Annotated in this window: 16 protein-coding genes and 1 pseudogene; all 17 read right to left on the bottom strand. The window is 69.0% G+C overall.

The window, feature by feature from the left end; genetic code table 11:
* The 17 genes and pseudogenes from nuoB to VNO22_00805 all read right to left on the bottom strand — a co-directional run bounded on the left by nuoB (position 1) and on the right by VNO22_00805 (position 17,727).
* Positions 1–307 (bottom strand): annotated as a pseudogene (gene nuoB, locus VNO22_00725) (NADH-quinone oxidoreductase subunit NuoB).
* Positions 308–341: 34 nt separating this feature from the next.
* Complete coding sequence (gene ricT, locus VNO22_00730; GenBank protein ID HXG59872.1) at positions 342–1,592, bottom strand: regulatory iron-sulfur-containing complex subunit RicT; 1,251 nt, start codon at positions 1,590–1,592, stop codon at positions 342–344.
* Positions 1,589–2,734, bottom strand: coding sequence for a flavodoxin-dependent (E)-4-hydroxy-3-methylbut-2-enyl-diphosphate synthase (gene ispG, locus VNO22_00735; GenBank protein HXG59873.1), 1,146 nt, complete (start codon positions 2,732–2,734; stop codon positions 1,589–1,591). Before ispG ends, ricT begins: the two co-directional genes overlap by 4 nt.
* Positions 2,735–2,774: 40 nt before the next feature.
* Complete coding sequence (locus VNO22_00740) at positions 2,775–3,200, bottom strand: hypothetical protein (protein ID HXG59874.1); 426 nt, start codon at positions 3,198–3,200, stop codon at positions 2,775–2,777.
* Positions 3,201–3,270: 70 nt separating this feature from the next.
* Positions 3,271–4,440, bottom strand: coding sequence for a M48 family metallopeptidase (locus VNO22_00745; protein HXG59875.1), 1,170 nt, complete (start codon positions 4,438–4,440; stop codon positions 3,271–3,273).
* Positions 4,437–4,913, bottom strand: a complete 477-nt coding sequence (locus VNO22_00750; protein HXG59876.1) for an inosine/xanthosine triphosphatase — start codon at positions 4,911–4,913, stop codon at positions 4,437–4,439. The genes VNO22_00745 and VNO22_00750 overlap by 4 nt, the downstream gene beginning before the upstream one ends.
* Positions 4,880–6,757, bottom strand: coding sequence for a bifunctional homocysteine S-methyltransferase/methylenetetrahydrofolate reductase (locus VNO22_00755; GenBank protein ID HXG59877.1), 1,878 nt, complete (start codon positions 6,755–6,757; stop codon positions 4,880–4,882). Before VNO22_00755 ends, VNO22_00750 begins: the two co-directional genes overlap by 34 nt.
* Positions 6,758–6,799: 42 nt before the next feature.
* Positions 6,800–7,699: a hypothetical protein gene (locus tag VNO22_00760; GenBank protein ID HXG59878.1), complete on the bottom strand. Its 900-nt coding sequence runs from the start codon at positions 7,697–7,699 to the stop codon at positions 6,800–6,802.
* Between the two features lie 61 nt (positions 7,700–7,760).
* Positions 7,761–8,429, bottom strand: a complete 669-nt coding sequence (locus tag VNO22_00765) for a DUF3106 domain-containing protein (GenBank protein ID HXG59879.1) — start codon at positions 8,427–8,429, stop codon at positions 7,761–7,763.
* A complete protein-coding gene (locus VNO22_00770; GenBank protein ID HXG59880.1) occupies positions 8,426–8,836 on the bottom strand; it encodes a hypothetical protein in 411 nt (136 codons plus the stop codon). The genes VNO22_00765 and VNO22_00770 overlap by 4 nt, the downstream gene beginning before the upstream one ends.
* 6 nt (positions 8,837–8,842) lie before the next feature.
* Entirely contained in the window at positions 8,843–9,760 is a 918-nt protein-coding gene (locus VNO22_00775) for a GNAT family N-acetyltransferase (protein HXG59881.1), read from the bottom strand.
* The gene (locus VNO22_00780; GenBank protein HXG59882.1) at positions 9,757–11,028 is read right to left on the bottom strand and encodes a pitrilysin family protein; all 1,272 of its coding nucleotides are present in this window, start codon (positions 11,026–11,028) and stop codon (positions 9,757–9,759) included. The genes VNO22_00775 and VNO22_00780 overlap by 4 nt, the downstream gene beginning before the upstream one ends.
* Positions 11,025–12,710, bottom strand: coding sequence for a DNA mismatch repair endonuclease MutL (gene mutL / locus VNO22_00785; GenBank protein HXG59883.1), 1,686 nt, complete (start codon positions 12,708–12,710; stop codon positions 11,025–11,027). Before mutL ends, VNO22_00780 begins: the two co-directional genes overlap by 4 nt.
* A gap of 35 nt (positions 12,711–12,745) precedes the next feature.
* A complete protein-coding gene (locus VNO22_00790; GenBank protein HXG59884.1) occupies positions 12,746–13,549 on the bottom strand; it encodes a histidinol-phosphatase HisJ family protein in 804 nt (267 codons plus the stop codon).
* A gap of 5 nt (positions 13,550–13,554) precedes the next feature.
* Entirely contained in the window at positions 13,555–14,013 is a 459-nt protein-coding gene (locus VNO22_00795) for a FliG C-terminal domain-containing protein (GenBank protein ID HXG59885.1), read from the bottom strand.
* A 6-nt stretch (positions 14,014–14,019) separates the two neighbouring features.
* Entirely contained in the window at positions 14,020–15,642 is a 1,623-nt protein-coding gene (locus VNO22_00800) for a sodium/solute symporter (protein ID HXG59886.1), read from the bottom strand.
* Positions 15,643–15,657: 15 nt separating this feature from the next.
* Complete coding sequence (locus VNO22_00805; protein HXG59887.1) at positions 15,658–17,727, bottom strand: protein kinase; 2,070 nt, start codon at positions 17,725–17,727, stop codon at positions 15,658–15,660.
* Positions 17,728–17,923: the final 196 nt, after the last annotated feature.

Genomic DNA, 17,923 nt, shown 5'->3' on the forward strand with positions numbered 1-17,923 from the left:
AGACGCCCATGGCGATCACGTACTTCGGATCGGGCATCTGCTCGTAGAGCTTGCGGACCACGAGGGCCATCTTCGCGTTGACCGTCCCGGCCACGATCATCAGATCGCTCTGCCGGGGCGAGGCCCGCGGAATGACCCCCAACCGGTCCCAGTCGTAGCGCGACGCAGCCGTCGCCATCATCTCGATGGCGCATCAGGCGATGCCGAAGAGCATCGGCCACAGGCTCGAGGCGCGCGCCCAGTTGGCGACCGCGTCCACGGACGTAATGACGATGTTCTTGCCGAACTTTCCTTCGATCAGGCTCATGATGGGCTCAGTCTAACATGCCCCGGCGGGGCCGTCAAACCTTGACGAAAAGATCTTCGCCGGCCCGGCCGACTTCGTAGGGCCGCGCCTGCGCGCCGCTGACCGAGAGGCCGCGCCCGGTGGCCACGTCGAACTTCCACTGATGCCAGGGGCACGTCACCGCTCCGCCCTCCAGTCGCCCCTCTCCGAGCGGCCCGCCCTGATGAGGGCACTCGTCCGCCAGCGCGTGGAACCGCCCGTCCACGTTGAAGAGCGCCACGCGCAGCCCCCCCAGATCCACCGTCCTCCCCGATCCGGGCGGCACCTCCGACGCCTTGGCGGCGTAGATCCAGAAACCGTCCGAGACGACCGGAAGCCCCACGCGGGTGTCCTGCTCGAGCTTGCGCCGGACCGCCGTATCAGCGGGCGCGGGTTCCACGGCCGCCTCCGGAGGCGGACCCGCCTTCGGAGTCGCGCACCCCGAACAGCCCGCCGCCGCTTTCGGCGCCCCCCGGATTTCCTCGAGCTTGACCACCACGCGGTCTCCTCCGCCCTCCGGCTCCAGGATCACCTCCCGGAGAAGCATATTCTGTTCCACCACGACGCCCGTTCCCTTCGTCCACTCGACGCGGGAGCCCTTCGCCGGCAGGAGTTCGCGCGACTCCGTGTACCAGGTGTATTCGTACCGCAGACAGCACAGGAGCTTGCCGCACCGGCCCGTGATCTTGGACGGATCGGCCGTGTGCTTCTGCACCTTGGCCATGTCCATCGTGATGCCGCCCAGCTCCTTGAGGTGAGCGCGACAGCAGAGCTCCAGGCCGCAGTGGCCCGCGTCCCCGATCAGGCGCGCCTGGTCCCGCGCCCCGACCTGCTTGAGCTCGATGCGCGTGCGGAACTCCTGCGCCAGAAGGCGCACCAGCTCCCGGAAGTCCACCCGCGTCTCGCTCGTGAAGTAGAAAATGATCCGTTCCCCCCCGAAGACGTAGTCCACGTCCGTCAGCTTCATCGGGAGGTTGAGGCGGCGGATGAGATCCTTGCAGACCCGGACGGCGCGGGGAACGCTCTCCTTCTCCAGACGTTCGGCGTGAACGAGATCCTCGGGCCCCGCCCTCCGGACCACGTCCCACAGGCTTTCGGGCGGAAGCGTCTCCGGGATCGGTTGCAGTTTCGTGAGAACCACCCCGAGCTCCTTGCCCCGGTCGGTCTTCACGACGCAGCGGTCCTGGGGGCGCAGATCCTCGCGGTCCGTTTTGAAGCGGCCCACGAGCCGCATCTTCCCGTACCGGACGCTCGTATAGAAGCTCATGGCTGGTGGGACACCCGGACTTCGCCCGGCGAGGCCGCCCCCGCCGCCTGCCGCTCGGCCGCCAGCGCGCGGATTTCACGCTCCAGTTCATCCACCATGGCCGACTCCTTCACCCGGCGCAGGAGCTTCCCCTTCCGGAAAATCATGCCCTCCCCGCGCCCGCCGGCCACGCCGATGTCCGCCTCCGCGGCCTCCCCGGGACCGTTGACCGCGCAGCCGAGAATCGAGATCCGCATCGGCACCTGCACGTCGCGGATCCGCTCCTTCACCTCGCGCACGATCCGCTCGAGATCGATCGCGATCCGGCCGCAGGCCGGACAGGCCACGATTTCCGGCTCCCGGACGCGACGCCCCGTCGCCTTCAGGATGTCGTAGGCCGCCTGGATCTCGAGCGCCTTGTCTCCCGTGAGCGAAACCCGGATCGTATCGCCCACTCCGTCCAGAAGAATTCGGCCGATCCCGATCGCGCTCTTGATCGTCCCGTATCCCGGCAGGCCCGCCTCGGTCACCCCCACATGGAGCGGATAGTCCGTCATCCGCGCGAACCGGAGGTATGCGTCGATCACGTACTCCATGTTCGTGGACTTGAGGGATACCACGATGTCGCGGAACCCGCACCGCTCCAGCCATTCGCAGTGCCGAAGCGCGCTCTCGACGAGCGCCTCCGACGTGGCCCATCCGTGCTTCTCGAGAAGGTCCTTCTCGACGGAACCGGAATTGACCCCCACGCGCATCGAGATTCCCTTGCGCCGGGCCGCCTCCGCCACGATCCGGACGCGCTCCTTCCCCGCGTCGTCGAAGCGTCCCGCCAGGCCTCCCACGTTGCCCGGATTGAGGCGAACCTTGTCCACCCCCTGCTCGATGGCCTCCAGGGCGAACTTATAGTTGAAATGAATGTCCGCCACGAGCGGAACGTCCCCGAGAAAGCGCTTCACCGCCCCGAGCGCCTGGGCGTCCGCCTGGTCGAAGACCGCCACCCGGACGATCTCGCAACCGGCCTCGAGCATGCGGCGGATCTCGGCCTTCGTGGCCTCGAGGTCGGCGGTCTTGGTCGTGGTCAGGGACTGAACCCAGATGGGATGTTCGCCCCCGATGACGAGCTTCCCGCAGCGAACCTCGCGCGTCTTGTGGCGGACGATCATGGCTCTCCGGTCTTCACGCGCCGCGAGGAAGGAGGGACGGCTAGAGCCAGCGCCTCAGGATGACGAGGTATTTCTGCCGGTGCGCCCGGACGTCGCGGTCCAGGTACGGCGGAATCGTCTTCTTCGGCGGAGGCTCCAGGCGGTCGTCCATGGTCTTGGGCAAGTCGAACGGCCAGGGAGTCTTCTTCGGAGGCGCCGGCACGTCCAGTTCCAACGGGCTGACCATCAGCTCCTCCGGAAGGCTCGCCGGCTCGTAGCCGACGACCATCCACCCCTCGGATTCCATCTCGCGGACGAAATCTTTCACTTCCTCGGACGCCATCGGGCCGAAGGCGCGCTCCTCGTACTCCGGCCCGGGCAGGTCCCACTGATGAGGATATTTCCCCACGTTGTACGGATTGCCCGGCCGCATGAGGCACCCCGAAAGCGCCCCGAGCGCAACCGCGGCGGCGACCGCCTGCTTCATCCCCGGCATTCTAAAGCCCCTCCCCCGGGCTTTCAATCGTTTCTCCCCCCCCCTTCAAACAGGACGTCGTTCAGGGCACGGTATACGCCGCCTCCGCTTCGAACCGGCGTCCGCTGGCGGCCCCCCGAAAGCGAAGCACGTACCGACCGGCCGGAAGATCGGGGCCTCCCACTTCCGCCCGCTGCAAAAGAACGATCCGCCGCGCCCCTCCGGGAACCCCCGCCCGCGCCTCCAGCACCGCCTTGGCTCCACCCGGACCCTCGATCCGCACCTCGTGCACGTAGGCGTCGCGGTCGAACGCGAACTCGAAGGCCACCGCCTTGCGCCCCTCCTCCGTGGCGCCCCGTTGAGATCCCAGCGGCCGGACGGCCACGCCGCTCGCGGCGGGCGCCCCGGCCGTCAGAGCCGCCGCCTCCGCATCCTTGCGCGTCCCCGCCCGGTTCCCGGGAATCGCCGGCAACGCCGCCACGGGAGCTTTCGCGGCGGCCTCGTAGAGCGCCAGCGCTTCCGGCATGTGACGCTCGAGATCCTCGATCCGCGTCTCATGCGAGGGATGCGTCGAAAGAAACTCGGGCGGCCCGCCCCCGCTCATCTTCTGCATCCGCCGCCAGACCTCCACCGCCTGGCGCGGATCGTATCCGGCCCGGGCCATCAGCTTCAGGCCCTCGCGATCCGCCTCGGTCTCGTGGGCCCGGCTGTGGGGGAGCATGAAGCCCACCTGCGCGAGAACCCCATAGGCCGCCAGCACCCCCTGCCGCGTCGATTCGTCCCGCCGCCCCAGCGTCGCCCCCAGGAGCGCCCCCACTCCGCCCACCAGCAAGCCCTCGCTCAACCGCTCGGCGCCGTGCCGAAGGAGCGCGTGGGCGATCTCGTGCCCCATCACGAAAGCCATCCCCGCTTCGTCCTGGAGGACCGGAAAAATCCCGGTGTAGAAGGCGATCTTCCCGCCCGGCAGGCACCAGGCGTTCAGCGTCTTGTCGTCCACGATGACGTTGAATTCCCACTGAAACTCCGGCCGGCCGGCCGCCGCGGCCAGACGCTGCCCCACCCTTCGGACCGGCCCCACCTCCGCCGGATCGGTCGAGATCCGCTCCTGCGCCAGAACCTCCTGATACGCCTGCCGGCCGAGCTGCGCTTCCTCCGCCTCCGAAATCGCGATGAACTGGCGGCGGCCCGTGTAGGGATTCCGCACGCACGCCGCCAGAGCGGCCAGCAGAAGAAAGACCGCCGCCTTCCTCATGGCATCCCCCGATAAAGCTCCGAAGACACAAACGGCGCCAGGGCCATGATCACCGCGTCGCGGGTCACCTGCCCCCGCGTCACCCGCCCCCGCGTTACGACCGCCACCGATCCCGTGTCCGCGCGGACGATCTCCCGCACGAGCCTCTCCGGAACCTCGTAGAACGGCCCCGCCCCGATCCCCTCCCGCGCGCCGTCGAAGACGCACGCGAGCGTCACCTGGAACGGACGCGTCCCCGCGCCGCGCAGGCGGAACGTCCCCGCCTCGATTCCCACCGAAAAAGCGCAGTCCGCGAACGCCCGGCGCGCGCGCTCCCGCGCGCCCCGCAGAATCTCCCCGAAAGACACGGGCTGCGGCGAAACGCCGGACGGAACGTCCACGCCCACGGCCCGGACGCGCGAAAAAAACCGCCCGAACGCGCGCCGCACGGCCTCCACCTTCATGCGGTTCCGGGTGGCGACCCGCACGACCATCGTCCACGCCTCCGCGCCAGATCCCGAATGTATCCGACCAGCTCCTCCGCTACGTCCACCGCCCCGAACGGAGGAATGATGTAAAACCCCGGCGCCCGGTCGATCGCCCGCTCGATCAGCTCCTTGGCGATCCGCACTCCTTCCTCCCGCTGGCGGCTCTCGGGGACGCCCCGCATCCTGGCCAGAACGTCCGGCGGGATGGAGATGCCGGGAACCTCGTGGGCGAGAAACTCGGCGTTGCGGGCGCTCACCGTCGGAAGCACTCCGAAGAAGACGGGAAAATCCCCCAGCTCCCGCCGGACCGCATCGTACACGCGGGGGATCCGCTCCGCGTCGTAGAGGGGCTGCGGCAGCGCGAACTGGGCCCCCGCGGCGACCTTCTTCCGCAGCCGCCGAACCTGCAGGTCCAGGTCCCGCACGTTCGGGTTGAACGCGCACCCGATCGAAAACCTCGTCCGCCCTCCGATGTCGTTGCCCGCGTAGTCCCGGCCCGCGTTCATCTGCGCGATCAGGCGGATGAGATCGAACGAATTCAGGTCGTATACGCTCGTGGCCTGCGGCTGATCCCCGACCTTCGCCGGGTCCCCCGTGACGGGCAGAAGCGCCGTGATTCCGAGCGTCGCCGCTTCCAGGAGCGTCGACTGGAGCGCGATCAAGTTCTTGTCCCGGCACGAGACGTGAACGATCGTGGGAATCCCCTCCCGCTCCAGGAGGTGAGCCATCCCCACGTTTCCCAGGCGCATGATCGCCAGCGGGTTGTCCCCCACGGTGATGGCGTCGCAGCCGGCCCGGCGCAGCCGCCGCGCTCCGCGGAGGACCCGTTCCACCTTGAGCCCCCGGGGCGGATCAAGCTCCACCACGATAAGAAGATCCTTCCCGAGCCGCTCGTGAAACGCGGCCGGAGCGGAAGGTCCCTCCGAAACGACCGCCGGCGCGGGACGCGCTTCGGCCGGAACCGGCCGCGCCCGCGCGGCCGGCCGGGACCCCCGAATCGCCCGCGCGAGCGACCGGACGTGCTCCGGACCCGTGCCGCAGCAGCCGCCGATGAGATTCACGCCCAGATCGCGCAGCTTCCGGCCGATCTCCGCGAAGTATTCGGGCGTGGTCAGGTACATGTAGCGGCCGTCCACGTACTCGGGAAGACCCGCGTTCGGAAAGGCCGAAAGACGGGCCTCCGTCCGCGCGCACAGCCGCTCCAGGGTCCGGAACGTCCGGTGCGGAACCGTGCAGTTGGCGCCGATGACGTCCGCGCCGGCGGCCTCGAGCTCCCGGAGGGCCTGCTCCGCTGAGACCCCGAGGGGGGTGCGCGATTTTTCCACGAACGCCATCTGGCAGACGACCGGAAGGCGGGTCCCCCGCGCCGCCGCCAGAGCGATTTTCAGCTCCTCCAGATCGGTAAAGGTCTCCAGAATCAGCGCGTCGCATCCGCCTTCCGCCAGCGCTTCGCACTGCTCTCGAAACACGTCGGCCTTCTCTTCAGGAGGCACGGGCGGCTCATCCGCGCGGCGGATCCCCGTCAGCGGCCCCACGGAACCCGCCACGAAGGCGGCCGACCCCGCCGCCTCGCGGGCCGCGCGGACGCCGGCCGCGTTGATCTCGCGAACCTTCGCCTCCAGGCCGAATCGCTTCAGCCGAAGCCGGTTCGCCGTGAAGGTGTTGGTCTCGATCACCTCCGCGCCGGCTTCGAGATATTCGCGATGAATCGCCCGGATGAGTTCGGGCCGCGTCAGATTCAACTCGTCGTAGCAGCGGCCCAGCGGGACCCCCCGCGCGTAGATTTGGGTGCCCATGGCCCCATCCGCCACGAGGACGCGTTCCTCCAGAGCCTTCAGAAAGGCGGACACGTTCCCCTTATAGCGGCCTCTTCCGCGAACGGTCAAGGGCCGTCACCGGAGGTCCGGGGGAAGATACGCGGACCACGCGGGCATGTGAACCGCGCCCCGCAGATAGGTCAACCGGCGGACGCCGGATCCGTCGGACTTCATCGTGTAAAGCTCGCGGAAGCCGTCCCGGGTCCCGACGAAGACGATCTGGGAGCCGTCCGGAGACCAGGCGGGCTCGTCGGCTTCGGCGCCCAGGTCCGTCAACCGGCGCGCATGGCGGCCGTCGGCGTCGGCCACGAAGATCGCCAGGCGTCCGTCGCGCTCCGAAGGCCAGGCGATTTTCTTGCCGTCCGGAGACCACGCGGGACGGCCGTCCCAGGCGCGATCATGGGTGAGCGCCCGGAGGTTCTTCCCCTCCGCGTCCATCACGTAAATGTCCTGCTGTCCCCCCCGGTCGGACACGAAGGCGATCCAGCGTCCGTCCGGAGACCAGGCGGGCCAGATGTCCAAAGCGGGGTCGTCGGTCAGCCGTTCCTGGCGCGCCCCGTCGGACCGCATGACGTAGATCTCCCAATTGCGGTCGCGGTCGGACATGAAGGCGATCCGGCGCCCGTCGGGCGACCACGCGGGGGCCAGATCCCGGTAAGGAGCGGAGATCAGCCGGTCGAGCCGCCCTTCCCAGGCGTAGATGCCGTTGACCCCTCCGCGGTCGGAGCAGAAAAGGAGCGTTCGGGCATCGGGGGACCAGCAGGGATACTCGTCGAGGGCGGGATCGTCCGCCACCGGAACCGGTTCACGGGCTCCGAAGTCGAGGATCGCGATGTCGCGGTCGGTCCCGCCGCGCTCGAAGGCGAAGGCGATGCGGGAGCGGCGCGCGGGCTCGGGCGATCGAGCTTCGCAGCCGAGGATTCCCGCCGCCATGGAAAGCGCGGCCGCCATCGAAGCGAGGAGCCGTCCGATCATGCGTTTCCGGTGCAGGAGCGTATCCGAGGCGGGATTATACGGAACGCCGGGGGAAAAAGCGCTACTTCGGGGATTCGCCGGGGCGCGGCGGCACCGGTCCCGGGACGGCCCGGCGGGCCTGACAGCGGCGCATGATCTCCTGCCAGCGGGGCCAGAATTCCCGCGGGGAAGCCTCGCGAAGAACGGCCGCCTCCTCCGGATCCGAACAGCGGTGGCGGCGCAGATGCTCCTCGGTCCTCGCGCGCATGACGTCGCGGAACTCGTACGAGAGCTTCACGAAGGCGTCCACGCGAGGATCGATGCCCTCCACCTCCGGGCGCAGCGCGCGGATCTCCTCGACCTTTCCCGGCCGCTCGTTCTTGAGCCACGAGAAGAAGAGGCCGCGCGGAAAGCCGGCCGCGACGCCCTGGCGATGCGCCCAGCGGAAGAAGCCCGAAGCGAGTTCCGCGTAAGCCTTGTGCTCTTCCGGCGTCAGGCGCTGCACCTTCTCCCGAACTTTCCGGACCTCCTCCGGGCTCATCGACTTGATCTTTCCCAGGTTGTCCCGGAGGCGCTGCTTTTCCTCGGGCGGAAGCTTCTTGAGCTCCTCCAGGCGCTTCAGGAGACGCGCGCGCTCTTCGGGCGGGAGCTTCCGAAACGCCTCGAGTCGCCGCTGGTCGATGACGGACGACGTCTCCTGCGCCCCCGCGAGCGCCGCCAGCCCGACGAGGATCCCCACCGCCCGTTTCACCGGCGTTCCTCCAGAAGCGGCGAGCCGCTCTCCCCGACCACGTCCAGCACCTTCAGAAGCTCGAAGTTTTCGAGAAGCTCCCAGTTTTCCACGATCTGGCGTTCCACCTCGGTCGGAAGGTCCGCCGGAGCGCCGCCCGGAGGAGCCGGATGGTGCGTGAAGACCACCGCCAGGAGGAGCACCGCGGCCGCCGCCGAAACCATCGCCGCGAACCGAAGGATTCGCGGCATCCGCTTGCGCCGGACGCCGTCGAGAAAACGGGCGGAAGGTTCGATCTCCGGGTACTCCCGGAGAAGTTCCCATGCCCGGTCCCACGCCCGGCATTCGGCGCAGGACGCCCGATGCGCCCGGGCCTCGGGACGGTCGGAAGGGTGCGCCTCCCGGTATTCGCGGCAGTCCATGCTCATGTCACCCTATTTAACCCGTTTCCCTCGCTCTTGTTTCGGTCCCCTTAAAAGATGCGCGCCGCCCGCCGAGCCGTAGATGGCCCAGGCGGCCACGGGCCGGAACCCGGCCTCCACGAAGAGCGCATGCTCCCGGGGACGAAGCTCCGGCTCCGCCAGCGCTTCGCACGTCCGCGCCCCCTCGCGGACGGCGCGGTCGAGCGCCGCCCGCAGCAGGGACCGCGCGACCGACAGCGATCGACGCGCCTTCCAGTCCACCCCTTGAAACCCGAGAATTCCGCAAAGCGGCCCCTGACCCCAGCCATAATAGGCCAGCGTCGTTCCTCCGGAGGCCAGACGCCGAACCTTCCCGGCCGAGGGAAAGCGCCCGGCCCTCTCCTCGTCCGTCTCCACGCTCAAGGCCATCTGAAGCGCCCGGGAGCGCGGCCCGTACCCCTTTCCGGCCAGAAACTTGCGGGTCCCCGCGTCCTCCCACGGAACCGCCACTCCCCAGGGCGTTCCCCAGAGAGGAGGCAGTCCCGCCGGCGCTCCGTAAAAGGGATTCTCCTCGGGAGCCGGAAGAATCACCTGGCGCGTCCCGCGAAGGCGCTCGATCCCCCGGTGCCAAAGCTCCGTCCCCAAACCCCGACGCCGCCGCTCGGGATCCACCACGAGAAACGCCACGAATCCCTGCGCCCCGCCCGGCCAGTCGGGGCAGGCGCGCCGGCACGCGCCCTCGGAGCGCCGGCCCACGTGAACGAACCCCGCCAGATCCCGGCCCTCCCGCGCCACGATCAGATCCGCCGGATCGAACTCCCGCCGCGCCTCGATCCGGTCGCGAAAGAGCCGCGGCGTCAGCGGAACGAAATGGCGCCGGCCGCCGAACGAGCGGTTCCAGAGTCTCGCCAGGGCCGCGCTCAGCGAGGGGCGATAGGGCTCGAACTTCATGGCCGCGTGAGGAAGAAGAGCGTGTCCGGACGCACCCGGGCGGCGACCCGGACGACGTCTTCCCGGGTGACCTTGCGGACCCCTTCGATGATCTCCGAGGCCGTCATCGGGCGGCCGTTCACGGACATCTCCATGAACGCGGCGATCTTGGCGGCGGGGTTGTCCTCCCGCGACCGGACGCGGTCGGCGATCGTCGCCAGGGTCTTCTCCCATTCGTCGTCGGAAATCCTTCCCTCCGCCAGATCCTGCATCTGCCCCCGGATCACGTCCACGCAGCGGGCGTACTTGGCCGGGTCGATGCCCGCCGTGATGAACAGCAGCCCCTTCGTGTAATCCAGACTCGAATGCGTCGCGTACGCCAGCCCTTCGCGCTCGCGCACCTGCGCGAAAAGCTTCGAATGAGGGAAGGCGCCGAGAATCCCGTTGTAGACGACCAGCGCAAACGTATCCGGATGCCCCCACGCCATGCCCGTCCGGCACCCGAGGACCAGCTTTCCCTGCTCGACGTCGAGCTTCTCGACGCGCTCCTTGAGCCCGTTCGCCCCGGCGCGCACCTCCGTGGGCGGAATCGCGCGCACGCGGCGCCGCCGGAACCGGAACGTCCGCGCCGCGATCTCGAAGGTCCGCTCGGGCGTCACGTCCCCGATCACGTAGAGCTCGACCGGCGCCTCCGCCAGGATCTCCTCATGAAGCTCCGCGAGCGACCGGGGCGTCACGGGATCGATTTCCTCCAGCCGGCCGTATTCGTACCGCCGGTACTCCTCGTCGCGGCACATCTCCTGGATGCACCGCTCGTAGGCGTAGGTCATCCGGTCGTTGACCATGCCTTCGATGAGACGCCGGAGGTTCTCCTTTTCCTGGGCCACGTACTCGGGATGCAGGCCCCCCTGGCGCGTCACCGGCCGGGCCACAAGGCTCCACAGGAACGCCATCGCCTTTTCGAGCGAACGGATCCGCCGCGGCGCGAAACGATCGTTGACCGCCTCGAACCGGAAGCAGAGCACGTGCCGCTCCCCCACCTTGGCGACGTCCACGCCCATCGAGGCCCCGTAGAGATCCTCCAGGAATAGGACGATCTTGCGCATGTTGACGTAGCCCCGGCAGCCGCGCCGCAGGACGAACGGGAGGAGCGCCCGGCGCGTGTGGCCTTCCGCCAGCGGCTGGTGGACGTACAGGATCAGACTGATCGTCTTGAACTGACGCGTCGGATGAACGGCCACCCGGAAGCCGGGGGACGGCTCGGCGATCTCGAAGTCGGCGAATCTCATCGGTGAAAGAACCTTTCGAGGTCCTCCAGAGTCAGCTTGATCCCCGTGGGCCGCCCGTGGGCGCACGCCGAGGAAAGATCCAGCCCCTCGGCGTCCCGGAGGAGCCGGACGATCTCCTCCTCGCTCAGCTTGCGGCCGAACCGCACGGCCGCCCGGCAGGCCATGAACTCGAGCGCCCGGTCCAGGAGCGGAACCCCCGGCTCCGCCTCCGCCGCCAGGTCCAGAAAATCCTTGAGCAGCGTCGCCGGGTCGTGCTCCGCGACCAGCGCCGGCACGGCCCGCACCGCGACCGCGTCCCGTCCGAAATCCTCCACCTCGACCCCGAAGGACTCCAGAAGCTCCCGCGCGTCGTCGAGCCGGGCCCGCTCCTCCCGCGTCACCGAGACGACGGCGGGAATGAGCAGCTTCTGCCGCGCGATGGCGGCCCGCGCGTAGGCCTTGCGGAACTCCTCGAGCATCACACGCTCGTGGAGCGCGTGCTGGTCCAGAATCCGGACGCCGTCCTCGACTTCCTCGACGAGGTAGCGGTTGTGAAGCTGAAAGACCCGCCGCCCCGTCGTCACGAGCGGGGGCGGAGCGGACGGGGAATCTTCCGGGGCGGCGAATTCCGCGGCCGGACCCGGTGGAGTCCCCGAGAAGAACTCCACCACCGCCCGCGCCCCTTCGGAAGCCCGGGGCGCCAGGCGCGCCGGGTCCAGCCGGACGTCGAGATCGCCTCCGAGCAGAGCCTTGCGGATCTCGAGCGCCAGCCGGTCGTGGAGCTTCCAGACGCTCCGGAAGCGCACCTCGGTCTTCGTGGGGTGCACGTTGACGTCCACTTCCCCGGGAGGCAGTTCCAGGAAGACGAACGCCACGGGGTACCGCCCGTGCGGCAGAAGCTCGCGGTACGCCTCGCTCACCCCCCGCAAAAGCACGCGGTCGCGGATGGAGCGCCCGTTGAGGAAAAAGAGCACCCCCTTGGCGCTCACCTTCGAATGCTGCGGCGGCGCCGCCAGGACCTGGAACTCCTCGGCCCGAATCTCTTTCAGGGACCGCGCCACGTCGTCCCCGAAGAAAACCCCGATCCGCGCGCGCCGGTCCGCCGGCGGCAGCGCGTACCGGCTCGCCCCGTCCACGAAAAGGTCGAACCGGACCTCCGGCCGCGCGATCGCGAACCGCGCCACGGTCTCGACGACGTGCTCCGTCTCCACGTCCACGGAGCGCAGAAACCGCCGCCGCACGGGAACATTGTGAAAAAGCTGAAGGACTTCGACGAGCGTCCCCGGCGGAGCGGCCGACGGACGCACCTCCGAGAGGCGGCCGAACTCCGCCACGATCTCGGCCCCCTCCCCGTCCGCCGGACGGCTGACCAGGCGGACCCGGGCCACGGCGCCGATCGAGGCCAGCGCCTCGCCCCGGAAGCCGAACGTCGCCACCCGGAAGAGGTCCTCGGCCGTCGCGAGCTTGCTCGTGGCGTGCGGCGCGAAGGCCAGCGGCAGTTCCTCCGGGAGCATCCCGGACCCGTTGTCGGCCACGCGGATGCGCTTGCGTCCCCCCTCGTCCAGGTCGATGCGCACCTCGGTGGCGCCCGCGTCCAGGGCGTTTTCGACGAGCTCCTTGACGACGCTGGCCGGCCGTTCGATGACCTCGCCGGCGGCGATCTTGTTGACGACGTCGGGCGGGAGGACGCGGATCCTCGCCATGGGGGATGTACCTTAGCAGACCCGCCGGAGAAGGGTCAAAAGGATTGCGGGAGCGGCACGAGCTCGTACGCCCGGCGCGCGTACCGGCGGAAGTGCGTGTAGCCCGCCTCACGCGCGAGCGCCACGGCCTTCCCGAAGTCCTCGCCCACGTGGCGCGGCTCGTGCGCGTCGGATCCGAAGGTGATGCCGATTCCCAGTTCGCGCGCCCGGCGCAGCAGGCGCAGGCTCGGATAGATTTCGCGGGCCGGGCGCCGCAGGCCGCTCGTGTTCACGTCCAGGGCCATCCCCGCCGCCGCCACCGCCTCCAAGGCCCGCCGCTCCAGCTCCGAAGTGTCCCTCGACGGCCGGTAGCCGAACTTCTTGACGACGTCCGGATGTCCGAGAATGTCGTACATGCCGGTGCGCGCCAGGCGCGCCACCAGATCGTAGTACCGGGCGTACGTCTCGTAGACGTCGCACGTCTCGAACCGGCGGGCGTGCTCGGGGTTGTCGAAAGGCCAGTCTCCGATGTAATGAACCGAGCCGATCACGTAGTCGAACCCGCCGCGGGCCAGGAACTCCCGCACGTAGTCCTCCGTGCCCGGGTGGAAATCCGCCTCGACTCCGAACTTGATCGAAAGCTGCGGAAAGGCCTCCCGGCAGCGCCGCACTTTTTCCACGTATTCGGGAAACTGAGCCTCGGTCATGCGGAAGTCGGGATCGTACGAGGGAGGCATCGGGGCGTGATCCGAAAACCCGATCTCCTCGATCCCTCGCTCCAGCGCGCGGCGCGCGTACTCTTCGGGCTCCCCGACCGCATGCTTGCAAAGGGGAGTATGCATGTGATAGTCCGCGATCATCGCGATCAAAGCCTCCGGACGACGCTCACGAAGAGCTCCCGCGCGGCCTCCGGCGTGGATGCGGCGGCCGTGCCCTGCAGGTCCGCCCGTTCCAGAAGCTCCCGGATCCGGCGGACCCGGCCGAGGGAGAGGGCCGAGTAGACCTTCTCGAGGAGCGCGGCGTCGGCCCCGACGAGCGCCAGGGCGAGCTCTTCGTCCTCCAGCCATTCGAGGACGCGCTCAAGATCTTCCCGGCGCATGCGCACGAGGTCCTGGAAGCCGAAGACGAGCGTCTGGAACGACGCCCCCAGGTCCGGATTCTCCCTCCACCCGCCGACCTCGAGATCCCGCCCGTCCCAGTAGCGCATCTTGACGACGTGTCGGCGCGCGCAGGGGTCGCAGAAGAACCGGATCTCGCCCCACTCGCCGATCCCGGGAACCACGGCGTAACCCTCGGCGGTCGAGGAGCACCCGAAGCACTGCATCCGGGCTCATGATACGGAGGCCGGCTCGGAAGCGGCAAGCCTTTTGCGGCCGAGCGCCCGGCCCAGCCCGAAGGCGACGATCGCCCCGACCGGGTAGAGCCAGGGATCGGCGATTTGGAGGTCGGGCCGGAAGGCCACCCCGGTCACGGCCGCCGCCGCCGCGACCGCGCCGAGGGCCCTGGGCCACTCCCTCCCGAGCGCGGCGAGGGCCGAAAGCGCCAGAATCCCGCAGGCGGCCGCCACGGCGTAGGGAATCCCGGGAACGTTCCGCCAGGAAAAGGCGATCGACAGAAGAAGCGCGAACGGCACCCCCCAGAGAAGTCCGCGTCCATCCCGCCCCCCCGGCCGGAGCGCCAGCAGGAGAATGCCGAGCATCGCGCCGTACGTGTACGAAGCCATCTTGAAGGCCAGGCGCAGAAGGTCCTTGAATCCGTAAAGCTGCGCGCACAGGAGCGCCACCCCGCACAGTCCCGCTCCGGCCAGGAGCACCAACAGCCGGGAAACCCTCACGAGCGTGCGCTCCGAACATCCTTTTTCCCGCAGGGGACGCTCCACGAGCCCCAGCATGGCCTGCGCCATCGCCGAAAGCGTCGAGGTGGCGGTCGCGGCCGAGAAGATCGCCGCGAACAGAAGACCCTTGACGCCCACCGGCATCGCCTGCCGGATGAATACCGGAAAGACGTAGTCCACCCGTTCCGCCACCAGCGTCGCGTCCGCCGGCGCCATCGGGTGCCGCCGGAAGTACGCATAAACGCCCACGCCCACGAGAAGCATCAGGGGCGTCAGCAGAAGTCCCACGCTCGAGGCGACGATCGCGCGCCGGGCCTCCCGCGGCGTGGCGCAGCAGAAGAGGCGCTGGGCCATCATCTGGTCCGTGCCGTGGGACGCCAGGGTCATCGCCCCGAACCCGAAAAGGCCCGTCCAGAGGGTGAACTCCGCGCGAGGGTCCAGGCTCAGATCCATCCAGCGGAACTTTCCGGCCTCCCGGCCCGCCTGGAAAATCTCACCGAGCCCGCCGGGCACGGCGGCGGCGACCGCCACGATCGCCGCCAGCGCTCCCACGAAGAGGATGACGAACTGCACGAGGTCGGTCCAGACCACGGAGTTGATGCCCCCCATCCACGTCCAGACGATCGACACGGCGCCCATCGCCGCGATCGCCGCCGGAAGGCCCATCCCCGTGATCGAGTCCAGGACGAGAGCGGCCAGAAAGAGGCGCACGCCCTGGGCCAGGAAGCCCCCCAGAAGAAAAAGCGCCGTCGTGGCCTTCTGCACGCCGGCGCCGAGCTGCTGCCCCATGAACTCATAGGGGCTGTAGATCTCCGACCGGTAGTAGGCCGGGAGGACCCAGAAGCCGATCGCCACCCGCGCCGCGATCGACCCGACGGCGAAGAGAAGATACCGGAAATCCCCGCCGGCGGCGTAGATCATGGCGGGCACGCTCACGAAGGTGACGCCGCTGATTTCGCTGGCGACGATCGATCCGCACACGGCCCACCACGGGAGCCGGCGTCCTCCCAGGAAGAAATCGCGGACCGTCTGCCGGCGTCCGGCGAGTTTCTCGGCGAGCCACGAGGTTCCCAGGAGGTAGAGGCCCAGGACCGCCCAGTCCGCGGCCTGGAAGTTCATCGGGACCCCCGCCCGTCACACGCGCCGGGTCTCGGCATGCTTCTGGGCTTCTTCGATCAGCGCCTGGATCTTCGCGCGATCCTTGCCGGGATCCAGTTCCAGGCACCGCCGGAAGTCGCGGATGGCGGCCTTGAAGTTCTTCAGGGCGAAATGGGCCTGCCCGCGCTCGTAGAACGCTCCGTGGAGAGCGGCGTTGAGCTGCACCGCCTGGTCGAGGTGGGTCACCGCCTCCTCGAAAAGCGTCTTCACCTTCTCGCCGCGGGCCAGGAGATGCTTGGCGAGAGCCACCTTCACGACGCCGAGGTCCTTGAAGATGTACGCATAGGTGGGTTCCAGCTCGGCCGCCCGCGCGAAATCTTCCGCGGCCGCCCTCAGGTCGCCCTCCGGATCCCCGCCGGCGCGCTTGGCCACCTGGGCCATGTAGAACCGCACGATGCCGCGATTGTGGTACGCGGGGCTGCACGTGGGATCGAAGCCGATCGCGGCGTCCAGGTCCTTCAGCGCCATCGCGAAAACGCCCGAGACGTCCTTCCCGCTGTCCCGCGCGTAGCGGCCGCCGAAGAGAAGCACGTTGGCGCGGTTCACCCGCGCCGGCGTGTACTCGGGCCGGAGCGCCGCCGCCTCGACGAAATCCTCCATGGCGGCCTTGCAGCGGGCGCTCGGGTCGGATCCCTCGAGGTACTTCAGGATCGCTCCCGCGAACCGGTAGACCCCCCGCTGCGTCCGGATGTCGTAGTTGCGCGGCTGCTGCCCGATCGCCAACGTGAGACCTGCTTCGCCTTCCTCGAGCTGCCGGTGCATGGCGCGCGCTTCGCCCGGGGCGCCCTTCGGGGCGGCCTCCAGACGGATGAGCTCCTTGAACATGTGGATCGCCTCCTCCAGGCGACCCGCCCCCAGGGCGGCCAGCCCCTGGGTGAAGCGCATCTGATCGTCCGTCAGGACGGGCACGCCCGACAGGAACCGGTCCAGATCCTCGGCCAGCGCCTTCGCGGACTCGTAACGGCGCACCGGATCCTTGGCCATGGCCCGCACGACGACGCGTTCGAGGTCGGGCTTTACGGCCGGGTTGAGCTGCGACGGCAGCGGCAGCGGATCGCGCACCACCGAGAAGCACGTCTTCATCGGCGTGGATCCCTCGAACGGCGGGCGGCCCGTCAGGAGAAAAAAGAGCGTGGCCCCGAGCGAGTAGACGTCCGACCGCTCCCGGATGTCCCCCGTCCGCCCGAGGGCCTGTTCCGGGGGCATGTACGAGGGCGTCCCCTGCACGGCGATCGTGCGCGAAAGCACGCTGTCGTCGCCGGGCGCCAGCGTGGCCGTGAGCTTGGCCAGCCCGAAATCCAGAACCCGCACGGCGCCGTCGAAGCCCACCATGATGTTGCACGGCTGGATGTTGCGGTGGAGGACGCCCCGCTCGTGGGCGCAGGCGACGGCGAGGGCCGCGTCACGGATGATCTGGGCGGCCCGCTGCGGGGTGACTCCGCGGGCCCGCACCTGGTCGAGCGTTTCGCCGTCCACGTACTCCATGGCCACGTAGGCCCATTCGATGTAGTTCTCCGCCTGCCGGCCGACTTCGTACACGGGAACGATTCCGGGATGTTCCAGCCCCAGGGACGCCCGCGCTTCCTGGAGGAAGCGCTCGAGAACCTCCTCTTCGCCTCCTTCGAACCGGAAGAGCTTCAGCGCCACCCATTGGCGGCGCTGGGTGTCCCAGGCCTTCCACACGCGGCCTGTGCCGATCTTGCCCAGCTCGGCCACGCGGATGTATCGGCCGAAAAGGCGGCGCGGATCCTGGGCGGCGCGCGCGGCTTCGGCGGGAATCGCGGCGGACACCTCCGACGGCTCCTCGGAGGGAGCGGGGGCCGCCTCGGCTTCGGAGGAGGCCGACCGCTCGCGGATCCGCCTCAGGGCCTCCTCGCGGAGCGCCTCGAGCTGCCCGGCGTCCAGAAGCTTGCGCTCCAGAAGCAGGTCGGAAAGCGTGCGGTCCGAGTCTTCGGAAAGGGCCAGAAGGCACCCGTTGAGGGCGTCCTGGGTCACCCATCCCCGTTCCAGGGCCAGGAGGCCGATCTCGGCGTCCTCTTCCCGCATCGGGGGATCATTCTAGCATTCGTCCCCGGGACCGAGAAGGACTCTGCGCCCGAATCAGAAATTGCTCGAGTCAGTCCCGGCGGCGCTGGCCTCGGAGGGGCTGGGGTTCCATCGGACCGCGCTGGGGCTTGATGTTACTTTTTGGTGAGAGAAAGAAAGTAAGGCGTGTCGAACCCTTCCACGACAGCGTATTTGT

Source organism: Planctomycetota bacterium (genome assembly GCA_035574235.1).
Taxonomy (GTDB): domain Bacteria; phylum Planctomycetota; class MHYJ01; order MHYJ01; family JACPRB01; genus DATLZA01.